15 protein-coding genes are annotated in these 17,163 nt (G+C 70.8%); 12 read left to right on the top strand and 3 right to left on the bottom strand.

Annotated elements, in window-relative coordinates:
- Window positions 1-62 precede the first annotated feature (62 nt).
- Entirely contained in the window at window positions 63-1,037 is a 975-nt protein-coding gene (locus ACIOKD_RS19600) for an LLM class flavin-dependent oxidoreductase (RefSeq protein ID WP_402085329.1), read from the bottom strand.
- A gap of 421 nt (window positions 1,038-1,458) precedes the next feature.
- On the opposite strand from ACIOKD_RS19600, the gene ftsY reads away from it, so the two are divergent.
- Window positions 1,459-2,652 (top strand): signal recognition particle-docking protein FtsY, encoded by a 1,194-nt coding sequence (ftsY, locus tag ACIOKD_RS19595; RefSeq protein ID WP_402085326.1) that lies wholly within the window; start codon window positions 1,459-1,461, stop codon window positions 2,650-2,652.
- Window positions 2,653-2,818: 166 nt separating this feature from the next.
- On the opposite strand, the gene ACIOKD_RS19590 is transcribed toward ftsY, so the two are convergent.
- Window positions 2,819-3,472 (bottom strand): bifunctional DNA primase/polymerase, encoded by a 654-nt coding sequence (locus tag ACIOKD_RS19590; RefSeq protein ID WP_402085323.1) that lies wholly within the window; start codon window positions 3,470-3,472, stop codon window positions 2,819-2,821.
- 459 nt (window positions 3,473-3,931) lie between these two features.
- Here ACIOKD_RS19590 and ACIOKD_RS19585 point away from each other — a divergent pair, with 459 nt between their 5' ends.
- From ACIOKD_RS19585 to ffh, 5 genes are all read left to right on the top strand, one after another.
- Entirely contained in the window at window positions 3,932-5,419 is a 1,488-nt protein-coding gene (locus tag ACIOKD_RS19585) for a hypothetical protein (protein WP_402085320.1), read from the top strand.
- A gap of 411 nt (window positions 5,420-5,830) precedes the next feature.
- Entirely contained in the window at window positions 5,831-7,171 is a 1,341-nt protein-coding gene (locus ACIOKD_RS19580) for an ammonium transporter (RefSeq protein WP_402085318.1), read from the top strand.
- Window positions 7,168-7,506: a P-II family nitrogen regulator gene (locus ACIOKD_RS19575; protein WP_388911245.1), complete on the top strand. Its 339-nt coding sequence runs from the start codon at window positions 7,168-7,170 to the stop codon at window positions 7,504-7,506. Before ACIOKD_RS19580 ends, ACIOKD_RS19575 begins: the two co-directional genes overlap by 4 nt.
- Window positions 7,507-7,531: 25 nt before the next feature.
- Entirely contained in the window at window positions 7,532-10,009 is a 2,478-nt protein-coding gene (locus tag ACIOKD_RS19570; protein ID WP_402085314.1) for a [protein-PII] uridylyltransferase, read from the top strand.
- Window positions 10,010-10,241: 232 nt separating this feature from the next.
- Window positions 10,242-11,795 (top strand): signal recognition particle protein, encoded by a 1,554-nt coding sequence (ffh, locus tag ACIOKD_RS19565; protein ID WP_402085311.1) that lies wholly within the window; start codon window positions 10,242-10,244, stop codon window positions 11,793-11,795.
- Between the two features lie 196 nt (window positions 11,796-11,991).
- Here the strand turns inward: ffh and ACIOKD_RS19560 are convergent, their stop codons facing one another.
- Window positions 11,992-12,849 carry an SAM-dependent methyltransferase gene (locus ACIOKD_RS19560; RefSeq protein ID WP_402085308.1) on the bottom strand — a complete coding sequence of 286 codons (858 nt, stop codon included), beginning with the start codon at window positions 12,847-12,849 and terminating at the stop codon, window positions 11,992-11,994.
- A 739-nt stretch (window positions 12,850-13,588) separates the two neighbouring features.
- On the opposite strand from ACIOKD_RS19560, the gene ACIOKD_RS19555 reads away from it, so the two are divergent.
- The 6 genes from ACIOKD_RS19555 to rplS all read left to right on the top strand — a co-directional run bounded on the left by ACIOKD_RS19555 (window position 13,589) and on the right by rplS (window position 17,158).
- The gene (locus ACIOKD_RS19555) at window positions 13,589-14,185 is read left to right on the top strand and encodes a hypothetical protein (RefSeq protein ID WP_107021810.1); all 597 of its coding nucleotides are present in this window, start codon (window positions 13,589-13,591) and stop codon (window positions 14,183-14,185) included.
- A gap of 319 nt (window positions 14,186-14,504) precedes the next feature.
- Window positions 14,505-14,924 carry a 30S ribosomal protein S16 gene (gene rpsP / locus ACIOKD_RS19550; RefSeq protein ID WP_402085305.1) on the top strand — a complete coding sequence of 140 codons (420 nt, stop codon included), beginning with the start codon at window positions 14,505-14,507 and terminating at the stop codon, window positions 14,922-14,924.
- Window positions 14,925-14,926: 2 nt separating this feature from the next.
- Window positions 14,927-15,166, top strand: a complete 240-nt coding sequence (locus ACIOKD_RS19545) for an RNA-binding protein (RefSeq protein WP_031100565.1) — start codon at window positions 14,927-14,929, stop codon at window positions 15,164-15,166.
- Window positions 15,167-15,272: 106 nt separating this feature from the next.
- Window positions 15,273-15,851, top strand: coding sequence for a ribosome maturation factor RimM (gene rimM, locus ACIOKD_RS19540; RefSeq protein WP_402085302.1), 579 nt, complete (start codon window positions 15,273-15,275; stop codon window positions 15,849-15,851).
- Complete coding sequence (trmD, locus tag ACIOKD_RS19535) at window positions 15,851-16,672, top strand: tRNA (guanosine(37)-N1)-methyltransferase TrmD (protein ID WP_402085299.1); 822 nt, start codon at window positions 15,851-15,853, stop codon at window positions 16,670-16,672. The genes rimM and trmD overlap by 1 nt, the downstream gene beginning before the upstream one ends.
- Before the next feature lie 135 nt (window positions 16,673-16,807).
- A complete protein-coding gene (gene rplS / locus ACIOKD_RS19530; protein WP_402085297.1) occupies window positions 16,808-17,158 on the top strand; it encodes a 50S ribosomal protein L19 in 351 nt (116 codons plus the stop codon).
- Window positions 17,159-17,163 lie beyond the last annotated feature (5 nt).

Genomic DNA, 17,163 nt, shown 5'->3' with positions numbered 1-17,163 from the left:
CCAAGTCCCCGCTGTCCTTCTCCCCGTACTCGTAGGAGGGCGTGCCGCCCCGGTTCCGAGGCCTACAGGGCCTTGAGCCGGGGCAGCACGTTCTCGCAGAACAGGTGCATGCTGCGCCACCCCTCGTCGACGGACATCCCGCCGGACAGCGGATGCAGTACATAGCTGTCCAGGCCCAGGGCCAGACACTCCTCCGGCGTCACGATCCGGTAGACACCCTCGGCACGCAGCTCCGCCACCGTCGTGGCCGCAGACTTCACCGCCGAGCGGATGTCGGAGGACTGCCAGGAGGCGTACGTCATGGCCTCGTGCAGGAAGTGCTCGCCGTGCTCGGCCCAGGCACGGTCCGGGTCCTCGGCGAGGTGCAGCAGCGGGGTCACCGCCGCGGGCATCATGGTCCAGCCCTGGGTGCCGTACTCGACGAGCCGCTCCTTGTAGTACGCCTCGATGTCCGGCAGGTGCGCGCTGGGGAAGAACGGCAGACCGAGCCGCGCCGCGCGCCGGGCCGCGGCCTTCGAGGAGCCGCCCACCAGCAGCAGGGGGTGCGGATCGGAGAAGGGACGCGGGGTGACCCGTACGGTACGGCCGCGGTACTCGAAGTCCTCGCCGGTCCATGCCTTCAGCAGGGTTTCCAGGAGCTCGTCCTGGAGGGCGCCGCGGCGTTTGTAGTCCACGTCGAAGAGCGCGTACTCCTCGGGCCGGTAGCCGATGCCCGCGACCGTGACCAGCCGGCCGCCGCTGAGGAGGTCGAGCACGGCGATGTCCTCGGCCAGGCGCAGCGGGTCGTGCAGCGGGCCGATGATCGCCGAGACCGTGACCGCGATCTTGCGGGTCGCGCCGAAGACCGCGCCCGCGAAGGTGAACGGGGAGGGCAGCCAGTTGTTGGCGGCGCCGTGGTGTTCCTCGGTCTGCACGGTGGTCATGCCTCGGTCGTCGGCGTAGGCGGCCATCTCCAGTGCGGCCTTGTAGCGGTCGCTGAGGGAGGCGGGTGTGGCGGCGGGTTCGACGAGGTTGAAACGTACGACCGTTACGGGCATGGGGGTCCCCTTCGCCGGGCGGGCGGGCGGCCGGGTGGGTGCCGGTGGCTTCGGTGGGGGTGACGGTAGCTGATGGGTCGTCAGGCGGCCAGGGGGTGGGGGTGGCCTCTGTGGGGTTTTCGCCCCCGCCGCCCCTACCCTCCCCCAGCCTCGACTTCGCTCGACCGGGGGGACCCCCATCGTCACTGCATGGGGGCTGCGCCCCCTCGCCCCCGATATCGCGCTGCGCGCTCGTCCTCAAACGCCGGACGGGCTGAAGGGTCGCGGCCGGGCCGAAGATCTCAGCCCGTCCGGCGTTTGAGGACCGGGGGTTCGGGGGCGGAGCCCTCAGTACGTGACGGGGAGGGTAGGGGTGGCGGGGGCGGAAACAGGGATCGGGCGACCGGGGTCCGCAGGGGTGGTCGCGCATACTGGACCCGTTATGGAAATCGTCATCCTTGCTGTAGTCATCGCCGTGGTCGTGATCGGCGCGCTCGGCGGCCTCGTCGTCGGCAGCCGCCGGCGCAAGCAGCTGCCCCCGCCGCCCCCCGCCGCCCCCGACATCACGGCTCCGCCGGCCGAGCCGCACATCGGCGACGAGGCCGAGACGCCGCGCGACGAACCGCGCCGCACGATAGAGGAGGTGGATCTTCCGGACACCTCGGCGACCGCCCCGGTCGTCGAAGCACCCCCGGTCGAGGTCGAGGTCCCGGAGCCGACCGCCGGTCGCCTGGTGCGGCTGCGCACCCGGCTCTCCCGCTCGCAGAACGCGCTCGGCAAGGGGCTGCTCACGCTCCTCGCCCGCGAGCACCTCGACGAGGACACCTGGGAGGAGATCGAGGACACGCTGCTCACCGCCGACGTCGGCGTGCAGCCCACCCAGGAGCTGGTCGAGCGGCTGCGCGAGCGCGTGAAGGTGCTCGGCACCCGCACGCCCGAGGAACTGCGCGCCCTGCTGCGCGAGGAACTGCTCACGCTGCTGGTGCCCGACTTCGACCGCACGGTGCACACCGAGTCGCCGCTGGACACGCCCGGCATCGTGATGGTCGTCGGGGTCAACGGCACCGGCAAGACCACCACGACCGGCAAGCTCGCCCGTGTGCTCGTCGCCGACGGCAAGCACGTGCTGCTCGGCGCGGCCGACACCTTCCGGGCCGCCGCCGCCGACCAGCTGCAGACCTGGGGCGAGCGTGTCGGAGCCCGCACCGTACGCGGTCCCGAGGGCGGCGACCCCGCCTCGATCGCCTTCGACGCGGTCAAGGAGGGCATCCAGGAGGGTGCCGATGTCGTACTGATCGACACGGCCGGCCGGCTGCACACCAAGACCGGCCTCATGGACGAACTGGGCAAGGTCAAGCGCGTGGTCGAGAAGCACGCCCCGCTCGACGAGGTGCTGCTCGTCCTGGACGCCACCACGGGTCAGAACGGTCTGGTGCAGGCCCGCGTCTTCGCCGAGGTCGTCAACATCACCGGCATCGTCCTGACCAAGCTCGACGGCACGGCCAAGGGCGGCATCGTCATCGCCGTCCAGCGCGAACTGGGCGTCCCGGTCAAGCTCATCGGTCTGGGCGAGGGCGCGGACGACCTGGCCCCGTTCGAGCCGGAAGCGTTCGTGGATGCCCTTATCGGAGAGTGAGAACGCGTACGACAGGTGCGTGCGTGATGAAGAGCCCCGCTCCATGGTGCAGATGGAGTGGGGCCCTTCCGTATCGGCAGGCCTCTGTCGAGGAAGCCTGTGCCGACAGGCCTGTGCGGACGGGTGTGTGCCGACGGGTGTGTGCCGGCAGGTTTGTGCCGGCGGTTCATGGGCGTGAGCGGTGGGCCACGTACGCGAGTGTCCCCAGCAGCAGTCGCGCGGCCGGCGGCTTCGTCGCCGAGTCGAGCGCGGGGCAGCGGAGCCAGCGGACCGGGCCGAGGCCGCCGCGGTCGGAGGGCGGGGCCGTGATGTGCGTACCGCAACCCAGGCCGTGCAGGTCGAGCGTCGCGTCGTCCCAGCCCATGCGGTAGAGCAGCTGGGGCAGTTCGGCCGCTGCGCCGGGGGCGACGAAGAAGTGGGCGCGGCCCTCGGGGGTGACGGTCACCGGGCCCAGCGGCAGACCCATGCGTTCGAGCCGGACCAGGGCCCGGCGGCCCGCGGACTCGGCGACCTCGATGATGTCGAAGGCGCGGCCCACGGGGAGCATCACCGCGGCGCCGGGGAATGCGCCCCAGGCCTCCGTCACCTCGTCCAGCGTTGCTCGCGCCGGGACGACGGGAGCGAAGTCCAGGGGATGCGCGCCGCGTGCGGAGCAGTCCGCCCTGCCGCAGGAGCAGGCACCCGCGGCCGTCCGGGCGCCGGGCACCACGTCCCAGCCCCACAGCCCCGTGAACTCGGCCACGGCCGTGCACTCCGAGGAGCGGCCGCGGCGACGCGAGCCGGACCGAATTTCGCGGATGCCGCCGATCGTGAAACCCATGCCCCCTCCAACGGGTCCAGCGTGTCTGTGGTTACGTCACGGAATCGCGTGGTGACTCTCAGTTGCCATCCGTACGTTCAGTTCCCCTCCGCGCGCGGTTCGAAAGCGGCGCCCGGTTGTGCCGTAGGTGGTGCGGCCGGCTTCGTGCGCCCCAATGTGCATCGGCGCTTCCACTCCCTGCCGTCCTGTGTCAAGTGAATCGTGTGGCAGCCACCGCGAGTTCATTCGAAGGGGTGGCGAATGGTGGCGTTTCCGGGATCGCCATGGCTGGAGCCGTGATCGAAGGATTACTGTGAGTGCACGGGTCCTGGGGACGCACGCACTTGTGGGTATGCCGGAGGCAACTCGGCTTCCCGTTCGATGGGTGAGAACAGCCGGACGGGCGACCCTGTTCACCGGCATTCTGATAGGGCTTGGCGCATACAGCGCGCAAGTGGGTTCAGGAATGGGGGCGTTCCAGTGGGCGGCAACGGCGGAAGCGGGACGACCGCGACTGGCACGGACAAACGCCCCAATGAACTGTTGGGCTCGTGGTTCGTTCGTAGCGGCTGGTCCAAGGGCGAGCTGGCGCGCCAGGTGAACCGCAGAGCACGCCAGTTGGGCGCCAACCACATCTCGACGGACACCTCGCGCGTCCGCCGCTGGCTCGACGGGGAGAACCCGCGCGAGCCGATCCCGCGCATCCTCTCCGAGCTGTTCTCCGAGCGTTTCGGCTGCGTCGTCGCCGTCGAGGACCTGGGCCTGCGAGCCGTCCACCGGTCACCGTCCGTGTCGGGCGTCGACCTGCCCTGGACCGGCCCGCAGACGGTCGCCCTGATCAGCGAGTTCTCCCGCAGCGACCTGATGCTGGCGCGCCGCGGTTTCCTCGGCACCTCCCTCGGCCTCTCCGCAGGACCCACGCTCATCGAGCCCATGCAGCGCTGGCTGGTGCCCAGCCCCACCACCCCCCGCGCGGAGCCCGCGCTCTCCGCCGCCGCCTCGCGCCGCCCCGGCCGGCTCTCCCAGCCCGAGCTGGACCTCCTGGAGTCCACCACCGTCATGTTCCGCCAGTGGGACGCCCAGTGCGGCGGCGGTCTGCGCCGCAAGGCGGTCGTCGGCCAGCTGCACGAGGTGACCGACCTGCTCCAGGAGCCGCAGCCCGAGGCCACCACCAGGCGCCTGTTCAAGGTCGCCGCCGAGCTGGCCGAGCTGGCCGGCTGGATGAGCTACGACGTGGGGCTCCAGCCCACCGCCCAGAAGTACTTCGTCCTCGCCCTGCACGCCGCCAAGGAAGCCGCCGACCGGCCGCTGGGCTCGTACATCCTCTCCAGCATGAGCCGCCAGATGATCCACCTGGGGCGGCCCGAGGACGCGCTGGAGCTGATCCACCTCGCGCAGTACGGAAGCCGGGACTGCGCCAGTCCTCGTACGCAGTCCATGCTGTATGCGATGGAGGCCCGCGCCTACGCCAACATGGGCCAGCCCGGAAAGTGCAAGCGGGCCGTCCGGATGGCGGAGGACACCTTCGGGGACGCCGAGGAGTTCGACGAGCCCGAGGCCGACTGGATCCGCTTCTTCTCCGAGGCCGAGCTGCACGGCGAGAACAGCCACTCCTACCGCGACCTCGCCTATGTCGCCGGCCGCAGTCCCGCGTACGCCTCGCTGGCCGAGCCCGTCATGCAGCAGGCCGTCGACCTCTTCGAGAAGGACACCGAACACCAGCGTTCATACGCCCTCAACCTCGTCGGAATGGGCACGGTGCACCTCCTGCGGCGAGAACCCGAGCAGAGCACGGTCCTGGTGCGCGAAGCCCTGAGGATCGCCAAGAAAGTGCGCTCGGAGCGGGTCAACACTCGTATCCGAAAAACCGTCGACACGGCCGTACGCGACTTCGGGGACCTCGCGGCCGTCATCGATCTGACCGACCAGCTCGCCATCGACCTGCCCGAGACCGCCGAGGCGGTCTGACCCCCAGTACGCCGGCCGCGACCGCCGTCCATAACAGCCCGACTCGGCTCCCCCATGCCAGGTCATCGGACGGAGGCCGCGGCCGGTCACCCCTTCGCGCCTGAGCCGGCGCCGCTCCCGCGGAGGTGGCCGGCCGCCGTCGGGGTCGCTCAAACGATGGCTTCGGTTCGTGGTCGGCGACGACTGAGGGTGCGTCCTGTGGAAGGTTGCGCCACGATAACGATCGGCGCCGCCGTAATCCGGCGGTTCATCGACGCGTAACACGCACGTCCTCTTCGTCACCCGGGCGAAACATGCAGGGGCTCCGGTCGAAACGGCGCTGCGCCAATCTCTGGCACATAACCGGCCCACCCCTCACAACCGCTCATGGCTTCGCCCGCACGGGGCCGTACCAACGACGAGGAGACGCCGATGGCACCAGCCATCACGCTTGCCGCAGACGCTCCCACGCTGTCTGCCGCCAACACCGGGTTCATGCTCATCTGTTCCGCCCTGGTGCTGATCATGACTCCCGGACTCGCCTTCTTCTACGGAGGCATGGTCAGGGTCAAGAGCACCTTGAACATGCTGATGATGAGCTTCATCAGCATGGGGATCATCACGATCCTGTGGGTGCTCTACGGCTTCTCGATGGCCTTCGGTACCGACTCGGGCGGCATCGTCGGCTGGTCCTCGGACTTCGTCGGCCTCAGCGGCATCGGCAAGATGGAGCTCTGGGACGGCTACACCATCCCGATCTACGTCTTCGCCGTCTTCCAGCTGATGTTCGCGATCATCACGCCCGCCCTGATAAGCGGCGCTCTCGCGGACCGGGTGAAGTTCACCGCCTGGTCCCTGTTCATCGCCCTGTGGGCCACGATCGTGTACTTCCCGGTCGCCCACTGGGTCTGGGGCACCGGCGGCTGGGCCTTCGAGCTCGGCGTCATCGACTTCGCCGGTGGTACCGCGGTCCACATCAACGCGGGCGCCGCGGCGCTCGGCGTCATCCTCGTCATCGGCAAGCGCGTCGGATTCAAGAAGGACCCGATGCGCCCGCACAGCCTCCCGCTGGTGATGCTCGGTGCCGGTCTGCTGTGGTTCGGCTGGTTCGGGTTCAACGCCGGCTCCTGGCTCGGCAACGACGACGGCGTCGGCGCGCTGATGTTCGTCAACACACAGGTCGCCACCGCCGCCGCCATGCTCGCCTGGCTCGCCTACGAGAAGATCCGCCACGGCGCGTTCACCACCCTCGGCGCCGCCTCCGGCGCGGTCGCGGGTCTGGTCGCGATCACCCCGTCCGGCGGCGCCGTCTCCCCGCTCGGCGCGATCGCGGTCGGCGCCATCGCCGGTGTGCTCTGCGCCATGGCCGTCGGCCTCAAGTACAAGTTCGGCTACGACGACTCGCTCGACGTCGTCGGCGTCCACCTCGTCGGCGGTGTCGCAGGATCCCTGCTGATCGGCTTCTTCGCCACCGGCGGCGGCCAGTCCGACGTCGCGGGCCTCTTCTACGGCGGCGGCCTCGACCAGTTCTGGAAGCAGTGCGCCGGTGTCTTCGGCGTCCTCGCCTACTCCCTGGTGGCCTCCGCGGTGCTCGCCTTCCTGATCGACAAGACGATCGGGATGCGCGTCCCCGAGGACGTCGAGGTCGCGGGCATCGACCAGGAGGAGCACGCCGAGACCGCATACGACTTCAGCGGCGCCGGCGGCGGCGCCGCCCGGACCTCGGGCCCGGCCCCGGTCGCCGGGACCGCGAGCAAGAAGGTGGACGCATGAAGCTCATCACCGCCGTCGTCAAGCCCCACCGGCTCGACGAGATCAAGGAGGCCCTCCAGGCCTTCGGCGTCCACGGCCTCACGGTCACCGAGGCGAGCGGTTACGGTCGTCAGCGGGGCCACACCGAGGTCTACCGCGGTGCCGAGTACACCGTCGACCTCGTTCCCAAGATCCGTATCGAGGTACTGGTCGACGACGCCGACGCCGAGCAGCTGCTCGACGTCATCGTGAAGGCGGCCCGTACCGGCAAGATCGGGGACGGCAAGGTCTGGTCCGTCCCGGTCGAGACGGCGGTCCGGGTCCGGACCGGCGAGCGCGGACCCGACGCGCTGTAGGCAGCAGACGAACAGGAGCCACTGGGTGACGAGTACGGACATGCGTACAGAAGCAGAGGACTCGGGACCCAGCGGCTACGCGGCGGCCCGGCTGCGCCTCCTCCAGGAGGGGGCGCGGTCCGGGCCGCCGCGCCGTTCGGCCCTCGCCGAACTGACCGACGACTGGCTCACCGGTCTCTTCGACGCGGGCGCCGAGAAACTGCGCGGCGTCTCGCTCGTCGCCGTCGGCGGGTACGGCCGCGGCGAACTCTCCCCGCGCAGCGACCTCGACCTGCTGCTCCTGCACGACGGCAGCGCGGACTCGGGCGCGATCGCCTCCCTGGCCGACCGCATCTGGTACCCGGTCTGGGACCTCGGCCTCGACCTCGACCACTCCGTCCGCACCCCCGCCGAGGCACGCAGGACGGCGGGCGAGGACCTCAAGGCGCAGCTCGGGCTGCTCGACGCCCGCCACCTCGCCGGCGACCTCGGCCTCACCACCGGACTGCGTACGGCCGTCCTCGCCGACTGGCGGAACCAAGCGCCCAAACGCCTCCCCGAACTCCAGGAGCTGTGCGCCGAGCGCGCCGAGCGCCAAGGCGAACTGCAGTACCTCCTCGAACCCGACCTCAAGGAGGCCCGCGGCGGCCTTCGCGACGCCACCGCGCTGCGTGCCGTCGCCGCCTCCTGGCTCGCCGACGCCCCGCGCGAGGGCCTGGCCGACGCCCGCAAGAGCCTCCTCGACGTCCGGGACGCCCTGCACCTCGCCACCGGCCGCGCCACCGACCGCCTCGCCCTCCAGGAGCAGGACCAGGTCGCCGCGGAACTCGGCCTGCTGGACGCCGACACCCTGCTCCGCCAGGTGTACGAGGCCGCCCGCGTCGTCTCGTACGCCAGTGATGTCACCTGGCGCGAGGTGGGGCGCGTGCTGCGGTCGCGCGCCGTACGACCGCGTCTTCGCGCCATGCTCGGCGGCGGGAGGGCCCTGGGCGGCGGCAAACCGGCCCCCGAACGCTCCCCGCTGGCCGAGGGTGTCGTCGAGCAGGACGGCGAGGTCGTCCTGGCCCGCGCCGCCCGCCCCGACCGCGACCCCGTACTGCCGCTGCGCGCCGCCGCCGCGGCCGCCCAGGCGGGACTGCCGCTCTCGCTGCACGCGGTCCGCCGGCTGGCCGCCGCTGCCCGCCCGCTGCCCACACCATGGCCCGCCGAGGCCCGCCAGCAACTGATCACCCTGCTCGGCTCCGGCCCCTCGACCATCGAGGTCTGGGAGGCCCTGGAGGCGGAAGGGCTGATCACCAGGCTGCTCCCCGACTGGGAGCGCGTCCGCTGCCGGCCCCAGCGCAACGCCGTCCACATCTGGACCGTCGACCGCCACCTGATCGAGACGGCGGTGCGCGCCGCCGAGTTCACCCGCCGTGTCCACCGCCCCGACCTCCTCCTGGTCTCCGCGCTGCTGCACGACATCGGCAAGGGCTGGCCCGGCGACCACTCCGTGGCCGGCGAGATCATCGCCCGGGACGTGGCGGCCCGCATCGGCTTCGACCGCACCGACGTGGCCACCCTCGCCACGCTCGTACGCCATCACCTGCTCCTCATCGAGACGGCGACCCGGCGCGACCTGGAGGACCCGGCGACCGTACGCTCGGTCGCCGAGGCGGTCGGCTCGCAGGGCACGCTGGAACTCCTGCACGCGCTCACCGAGGCGGACGCGCTGGCCACCGGGCCCGCCGCCTGGTCCTCCTGGCGCGCCTCCCTCGTCGCGGACCTGGTGAAGCGGGTCTCCGCCGCGCTCGCCGGGGACGACCCCGAGGAGCCCGAGGCCGCGGCGCCCACCGCCGAACAGGAACGGCTCGCCATCGAGGCGTTCCGCACCGGCGGTCCCGTGCTCGCGCTGCGGGCCCAGACCGAGACGTCGGCCGAACCGTCCACCGAGGAGCCCTCGGGCGAGCCGGAACCCCTCGGCGTGGAACTGCTCATCGCTGTACCGGACCAGAAGGGCGTCCTGCCGGCCGTGGCGGGCGTCCTCGCCATGCACCGGCTCACCGTGCGGACGGCGGAACTGCGGGCGCTGGAGCTGCCCGACGGCGTCTCCGGCTCCGTCCTGCTGCTCGACTGGCGGGTCGCCGCCGAGTACGGGTCCCTGCCGCAGGCCGCCCGGCTGCGCGCCGATCTCGTACGCGCCCTCGACGGGTCTCTCGACATCGCCGGTCGGCTGGCCGAGCGGGACGCCGCCTATCCGCGCCGACGGGGCATCGTGGCGCCGGCGGCCCGGGTGAGCGTGGCCTCCGCCGCGTCCCGGCTCGCCACCGTCATCGAGGTGCGCGCCCATGACGCCCCGGGGCTGCTGCACCGGATCGGGCGTGCGCTGGAGGACGCGCAGGTGCGGGTGCGCAGTGCGCATGTGTCCACGCTGGGCGCCAACGCGGTGGACGCGTTCTATGTGACCGGGGCCGAGGGGGTGCCGTTGCCGGGGGAGCAGGCGGCCTCGCTGGCGCGGGCGCTGGAGGATACGTTGCGGGAGTAGATGCCGGGCCCGCACCCGGTCGTCCTGTGCCTGCGGGCCGCTCGGTGGCTGGGCGCGCCCCGCGGCGGAGCCGCACGATGTCACAGCCCCGCGCTCCTGACGGGGCGCCCCCTGGTGCGCCCCGTCGCGACCGAAGCCTGTGACGACGGGGTGGAGACCCTTTCTGGTGCGGGCAGATACTCTGGAGGGCGGACCTGCCCCCCTGCCCCCTACTTGAGGATTCGCGACCGCCGTGTTCGACACTCTCTCCGATCGCCTCGCAGCGACATTCAAGAACCTTCGCGGCAAGGGGCGCCTGTCCGAGGCGGACATCGACGCCACCGCGCGCGAGATCCGTATCGCCCTGCTGGAAGCGGACGTCGCGCTGCCGGTCGTCCGGGCCTTCATCAAACAGGTCAAGGAGAGGGCCCTCGGGGCCGAGGTATCACAGGCGCTCAATCCCGCCCAGCAGGTCATCAAGATCGTCAATGAGGAGCTCGTCGGCATCCTCGGCGGCGAGACCAGGCGACTGCGCTTCGCGAAGCAGCCGCCGACCGTGATCATGCTCGCGGGTCTGCAGGGTGCCGGTAAGACCACGCTCGCCGGAAAGCTCGGCAAGTGGCTGCAGGGCCAGGGACACGCCCCGCTGCTCGTCGCGTGCGACCTGCAGCGCCCGAACGCGGTGAACCAGCTGAGCGTCGTCGGCGAGCGCGCGGGCGTCGGCGTCTACGCGCCGCAGCCGGGCAACGGCGTCGGCGACCCGGTCCAGGTCGCCAGGGACTCCATCGAGTACGCGAAGCAGAAGCAGCACGACGTCGTCATCGTCGACACCGCGGGCCGCCTCGGTATCGACGCCGAACTGATGCAGCAGGCCTCCGACATCCGCGACGCGGTCTCGCCGGACGAGATCCTCTTCGTCGTCGACGCGATGGTCGGCCAGGACGCGGTCAACACCGCGGAGGCCTTCCGCGACGGAGTCGGCTTCGACGGCGTGGTCCTCTCCAAGCTCGACGGTGACGCCCGAGGTGGTGCGGCGCTCTCCGTCGCGCATGTCACCGGCCGTCAGATCATGTTCGCCTCCAACGGCGAGAAGCTGGACGACTTCGACGCGTTCCACCCGGACCGCATGGCGTCCCGCATCCTCGGCATGGGCGACATGCTCACGCTGATCGAGAAGGCCGAGCAGACCTTCTCGCAGCAGGAGGCCGAGGCCATGGCCTCGAAGCTGGCCTCCAAGAAGGGTCAGGACTTCACGCTCGACGACTTCCTGGCCCAGATGGAGCAGGTCAGGAAGATGGGCTCCATCTCCAAGCTGCTCGGCATGCTGCCCGGCATGGGCCAGATCAAGGACCAGATCAGCAACCTCGACGAGCGTGACGTCGACCGTACGGCCGCGATCATCAAGTCGATGACCCCGGCCGAGCGCCAGGACGCGACGATCATCAACGGCTCACGGCGCGCCCGTATCGCCAAGGGCTCCGGTGTCGAGGTCAGCGCGGTCAAGGGCCTGGTCGAGCGGTTCTTCGAGGCCCGCAAGATGATGTCCCGCATGGCCCAGGGAGGCGGCATGCCGGGGATGCCCGGGATGCCGGGCATGGGCGGCGGGGCCGGCCGGACGAAGAAGCAGCCCAAGAAGAGCAAGGGCAAGCAGCGCTCCGGCAACCCGATGAAGCGCAAGCAGCAGGAGGAAGAGGCCGCGGCTCGGCGGGAGGCCGGGGGGCAGGCGGGCGGCGCGTTCGGACTGCCGGGCGGCCAGCAGCCGCAGAATTTCGAGCTTCCTGACGAGTTCAAGAAGTTCATGGGCTAGGGGCTGGTCACTGCCTCGGGGGCCGCTGCCCCCGAACCCCCGGTCCTCAGACGCCGGACGGGCGGATATCTTTCAGCCCGTCCGGCGTTTGAGGACGAGCGCGCAAGCGCGACAGGGGGTCGGGGGGCGCAGCCCCGCGACAGGGGGTCGGGGGGCGCAGCCCCCAGGACAGGGACGGGAACGGGTAGGAGAGCCCTCAAACCGTCCGAGCGACCAGATACCGGAAGACGTTCGGCATCCACACCGTCCCGTCCCGCCGTTTGTACGGATGCAGAGCCTCCCGCACCTCCTTGTCGACCTGATCAGGATCCGTGGCGGCGACGGCCGCGTCGAAGAGCCCCGTGGACAGCAGCCCCCGCACCGCGTTGTCCACGTCCGCGTACCCGAAGGGACAGGCGACCCGCCCGGACCCGTCGGGCCGAAGGCCGGCCCGCTGGGCGACCTCCTCCAGGTCGTCACGGAGAGCCGGGCGCCAACCGCCCGTACCGCGCAGGGGATCGGCCAGCTTGGCGGCGACCCGCAGCACCGAGGACGTGGCACACCGCTCCGGAGGTCCCCAGCCCGCCAGAACCACGGGAACCCCTCGGCCGACGAGCGGACTCGCCGCCGCCAGCGCCTCGGTGAGGCCTTCGGAGTCGCCGGCCACACACCCGACCGGCTCGAAAGCGGTCACCAGGTTGTACGCGGCCGTCGCCGCGTCGTGGATGTCCGTCGGCTCCCCGTCGGTCAGCCGCGCACCGGTACGCGCACGCGTGCCCCGTGCCTCGGGGAGCAGACGCTCCCGCGCGAGAGCCAGCCGCTCCGGCGCGTGGGCCTGCAGACCGGTGACCGACGCGCCCCGCGCCGTGGCCATCAGCAGCGCCAGGCCGGAGCCGCAGCCGAGCCCCAACAGCCTGGTCGAGGAGCCCACTTCGAGTCGCTCGTAGACGGCCTCGTAGAGCGGTACGAGCATCCGCTCCTGAATCTCGGCCCAGTCACGCGCGCGTGCCCACTGATCCATCTGGGGCGCAGCCCCCGAGTGAGGTAGGTGCTGCCGCACGAGCGTAGGTGTCATCGAATGTGCCCCAATCCGCCGAGAGTTGCTTCTGTGCCCCGTTCCTTCACCCCCGTGCAGTGCGCTCGCACTCCCCCCGTATGCCAGGAAACTCCGCGCTCGTCGTGGCGTCCAGGGGTTACGGAGCCCGGTTTGCGTACCAACGGCGCGCGCCGCGAGAATTCATATACCGGCAACATGTGCGCCCACCGCTCCTCGCCGATCGGCGAACGGATGCCATCCTCGAAGACGCGCCCGCGCGGTGGATGGCCTGTTCACGCCGTACGGCGATGACAGCGGGTTGCGGGCGCCGCCGTGCCCGGCCCCTGCAGGCCGCGGTTCCCGTCATCGAAGGTGACGACGCGGTTCCGGCCAAGGTCCACGAACCCGTCGACCGGCCGTCGCGGAGGGCCGTACGGTGTCCGGTGGCCGGGGACGGGCCGGTGCCACGGCTCGATGACGCACCCGGTAACGTCGTCGTCGTGGCCCGCATCGACCGGGCCCCGGCATTCCGCCGCGAGAAGGACCGAAACGCCTCTTGCGCATCCGGCGGCCTCAGGTGCCCCGGTGCGCAGACAGCGGCTACTGGCCCGGACGTACACGTCACTACGTACCGGCTGGGTGTGAACTGTGAGGCTTCTCCGCAGATCAGCGCACCCGCCCTCGTCAGTACGCATCAGCGGCAACTGACTGGTACGTGCAAAATATTTGGGATGCCCCGGAATAGGAACACAGAGGCACCTCGGCTCGTTGTCATTACGTGAGCACGACACCACCTGTTCTCGCCGCAGAGCTGGCAGGGGCGTGGGCCGACATTCAGCGGCACCACCCCGAGCTGCCCGATCTTGCCGCGCCAGAGTCCCTGATCGGGGAGTCGTCGTCCGCCTGCGGACACGAACTCTCCTTCGAACGACTGCTTCACGAGGCAGTCCACGGCATCGCCGCCGCCCGAGGTGTCCGTGACACCTCCCGCGCCGGCCGGTACCACAACCGCAGATTCCTCGCGATCGCCGAGGAGTTGGGACTCGACCACCCCGAGGAACCGCATCCAAGCAGCGGCTTCTCACTGGTCACGCTCAACCCCGAGGCGAAGCGGCGCTACCGCCCGACGATCGAGCGGCTGCAGCGCGCCCTCAAGGCGCACACGGTCGCGACCGCCGCCGACACGGCCCGCAGCTTCCGTGGCCCGGCCGCCCGGCACGGCTCCTCCGGAGGAGGCGTGCGCGTGAAGGCGGTCTGCGACTGCGGACGCAATGTCCGCGTCGTCCCGTCGGTCCTCGCGCAGGCGCCGATCGTGTGCGGAGGGTGCGGGAAGCCGTTCCGCATCCCGGAGGTGGTCGGCGCGGCAGCGGGCTGAGCGGACGGCTGACGCAGCGGCGGGCCGTCGTCCCGCCGGGGTGGTGCGGGAGAGCGCGGCGGCACTTCGTGGGTGCCGGCTCGTGCGACGGCCCACCTCGACGGCGACACCCGTACCGGGCCCGTGGCAGCGCGGGCCGGCCCGGGGCTGCCCGGGTCGAGGCGCCCTTCAGGGTGTGGCAGAATGGTCAGCTGTACTCGCAGCCGCACAGGACCCCTCTCTCCTCCGGCTGACGCGTCCATCGGGCACTCGGGTACCGCAACCCCACGCGGCAATCCCGCCGTGCCCAACCCCGTCAAGACCAGGAGACACCACTTCCGTGGCAGTCAAGATCAAGCTGAAGCGTCTGGGCAAGATCCGCGCGCCTCACTACCGCATCGTCGTCGCCGACTCCCGTACCCGCCGTGACGGCAGGGCCATCGAGGAGATCGGCCTGTACCACCCGGTGCAGAACCCGTCGCGCATCGAGGTCGACTCGGAGCGTGCGCAGTACTGGCTGGGTGTCGGCGCGCAGCCGACCGAGCCCGTGCTCGCCATTCTCAAGCTGACCGGCGACTGGCAGAAGCACAAGGGCGAGCCCGCCCCGCCGCCGCTGCTCGTCGCCGAGCCGAAGGCCGCGCGCCCGTTGTTCGAAGCCCTCGGTGGCGACAACGACAGCAAGGGCGAGGCCATCACGCAGAAGAAGAAGGCTGAGAAGAAGGACGAGGCTGCCGCCGAGTCCACGTCGACCGAGGCCTGAGCATGCTTGAGGAGGCTCTTGAGCACCTCGTGAAAGGCATTGTCGACAACCCGGACGACGTGCAGGTCGCCTCGCGTGACCTGCGCCGCGGACGCGTCCTTGAGGTCAGGGTTCACCCCGACGACCTCGGGAAGGTGATCGGCCGCAACGGCCGCACCGCGCGCGCCCTGCGTACCGTCGTAGGCGCCATCGGCGGTCGTGGTATCCGCGTCGACCTCGTCGACGTGGATCACGTCCGCTGACGTAATTCGCAGCACCGGCTCGGGCCGGGGAGGGCCTCAGGGCCGTCCCCGGCCCGTAGTCGTCCACGCGGTAGAAACCGTGGACACACGACAGGAGATCAAGCAAGTGCAGCTGGTAGTCGCGCGGGTGGGCCGTGCCCACGGCATCAAGGGCGAGGTCACCGTCGAGGTACGTACCGACGAGCCGGAGCTGCGGCTCGCGCCCGGTGCCGTCCTGGCCACGGACCCCGCCTCGGCCGGTCCGCTGACCATCGAGACGGGGCGGGTGCACAGCGGCCGCCTCCTGCTGCGTTTCGCGGGAGTGCGCGACCGCAACGGCGCCGAGGCGCTGCGCAACACCCTGCTGATCGCCGACGTCGACCCGGACCAGGTGCCCGAGGACCCGGACGAGTACTACGACCACCAGCTCGTGGACCTGGACGTCGTCCTGACGGACGGCACCGAGGTCGGGCGGCTCACCGAGATCTCGCACCTGCCCTCCCAGGACCTCTTCGTGGTCGAGCGCGCGGACGGGACCGAGGTGCTGATCCCGTTCGTCGAGGAGATCGTCGTCGAGATCGACCTGGAGAAGCAGCGGGCGGTCATCGACCCGCCGCCCGGACTGATCGACGACCGCGCGGAGACCGCCTCCTCCAGGGAGGCGGACACCAGCTCCTCCGGCCTCTCCGGTGAGGCCGACGCCTGATGCGGCTCGACGTCCTCACGATCTTCCCCGAGTACCTGGACCCCCTGAACGTCTCCCTCGTGGGCAAGGCACGCGCGCGTGGACAGCTGAATGTGCACGTGCATGATCTGCGGGAGTGGACCTACGACCGGCACAACACGGTCGACGACACCCCGTACGGCGGCGGCCCCGGCATGGTCATGAAGACCGGACCCTGGGGTGACGCACTGGACTCCGTCCTCGCCGACGGCTACGAGACGGGCTCCCGGGGGCCCGTCCTGGTCGTGCCCACGCCCAGCGGCCGGCCCTTCACCCAGGAACTCGCCGTCGCGCTCTCCGAACGCCCCTGGCTGGTCTTCACACCCGCCCGCTACGAGGGCATCGACCGCCGTGTCATCGACGAGTACGCGACCCGCATGCCCGTGTACGAGGTGTCCATCGGCGACTACGTGCTGGCCGGCGGCGAAGCTGCCGTCCTGGTCGTCACGGAGGCCGTGGCCCGGCTGCTGCCCGGCGTCCTCGGCAACGCCGAGTCGCACCGGGACGACTCGTTCGCGCCAGGAGCCATGGCGAACCTCCTGGAGGGGCCGATCTACACGAAGCCGCCCCAGTGGCGCGGCCGGGAGATCCCGGACGTGCTGGTCAGCGGCCACCACGGCAAGATCGCCCGCTGGCGCCGGGACGAGGCACTGCGGCGTACCACCGCCAACAGACCGGACCTCATCGAGCGCTGCGACCCCGCCGCCTTCGACAAGAAGGACCGCGAGATGCTCTCGATCCTGGGCTGGCAGCCGGGCCCTGACGGCCGATTTGGGCGCAGGCCCGACACCGTGGAAGAATAGGCCGCTGCTGTACGTCGTCCGGCGTGCGCCCCTGCCACAGGGGGACACGACGCCCGCCCCGACGAGAACAGCCCACCTTCTGAAACACCGACTTCCGTCGATGACCTGTGGCATCGGCGAAGAAAGCAGACGATCATGTCCCACCTGCTCGAATCCGTCGACGCCGCGTCGCTGCGCAGCGACATCCCGGCCTTCCGCCCGGGTGACACCGTCAACGTCCACGTCCGTGTCATCGAGGGCAACCGCTCCCGTGTGCAGCAGTTCAAGGGCGTAGTCGTCCGTCGCCAGGGCGCCGGTGTCCGTGAGACCTTCACGGTCCGCAAGGTCTCCTTCTCCGTCGGCGTCGAGCGCACCTTCCCGGTGCACACCCCGATCGTCGAGAAGATCGAGCTCGTCAGCCGTGGTGCCGTGCGTCGCGCCAAGCTGTACTACCTCCGTGAGCTGCGCGGCAAGGCCGCGAAGATCAAGGAGAAGCGCGACCGCTGATCTCG

The sequence above is a fragment of the Streptomyces sp. NPDC087844 genome (genome assembly GCF_044742785.1).
Taxonomy (GTDB): Bacteria; Actinomycetota; Actinomycetes; order Streptomycetales; family Streptomycetaceae; genus Streptomyces.
This window is presented reverse-complemented; position numbering and strand designations above follow the sequence as displayed.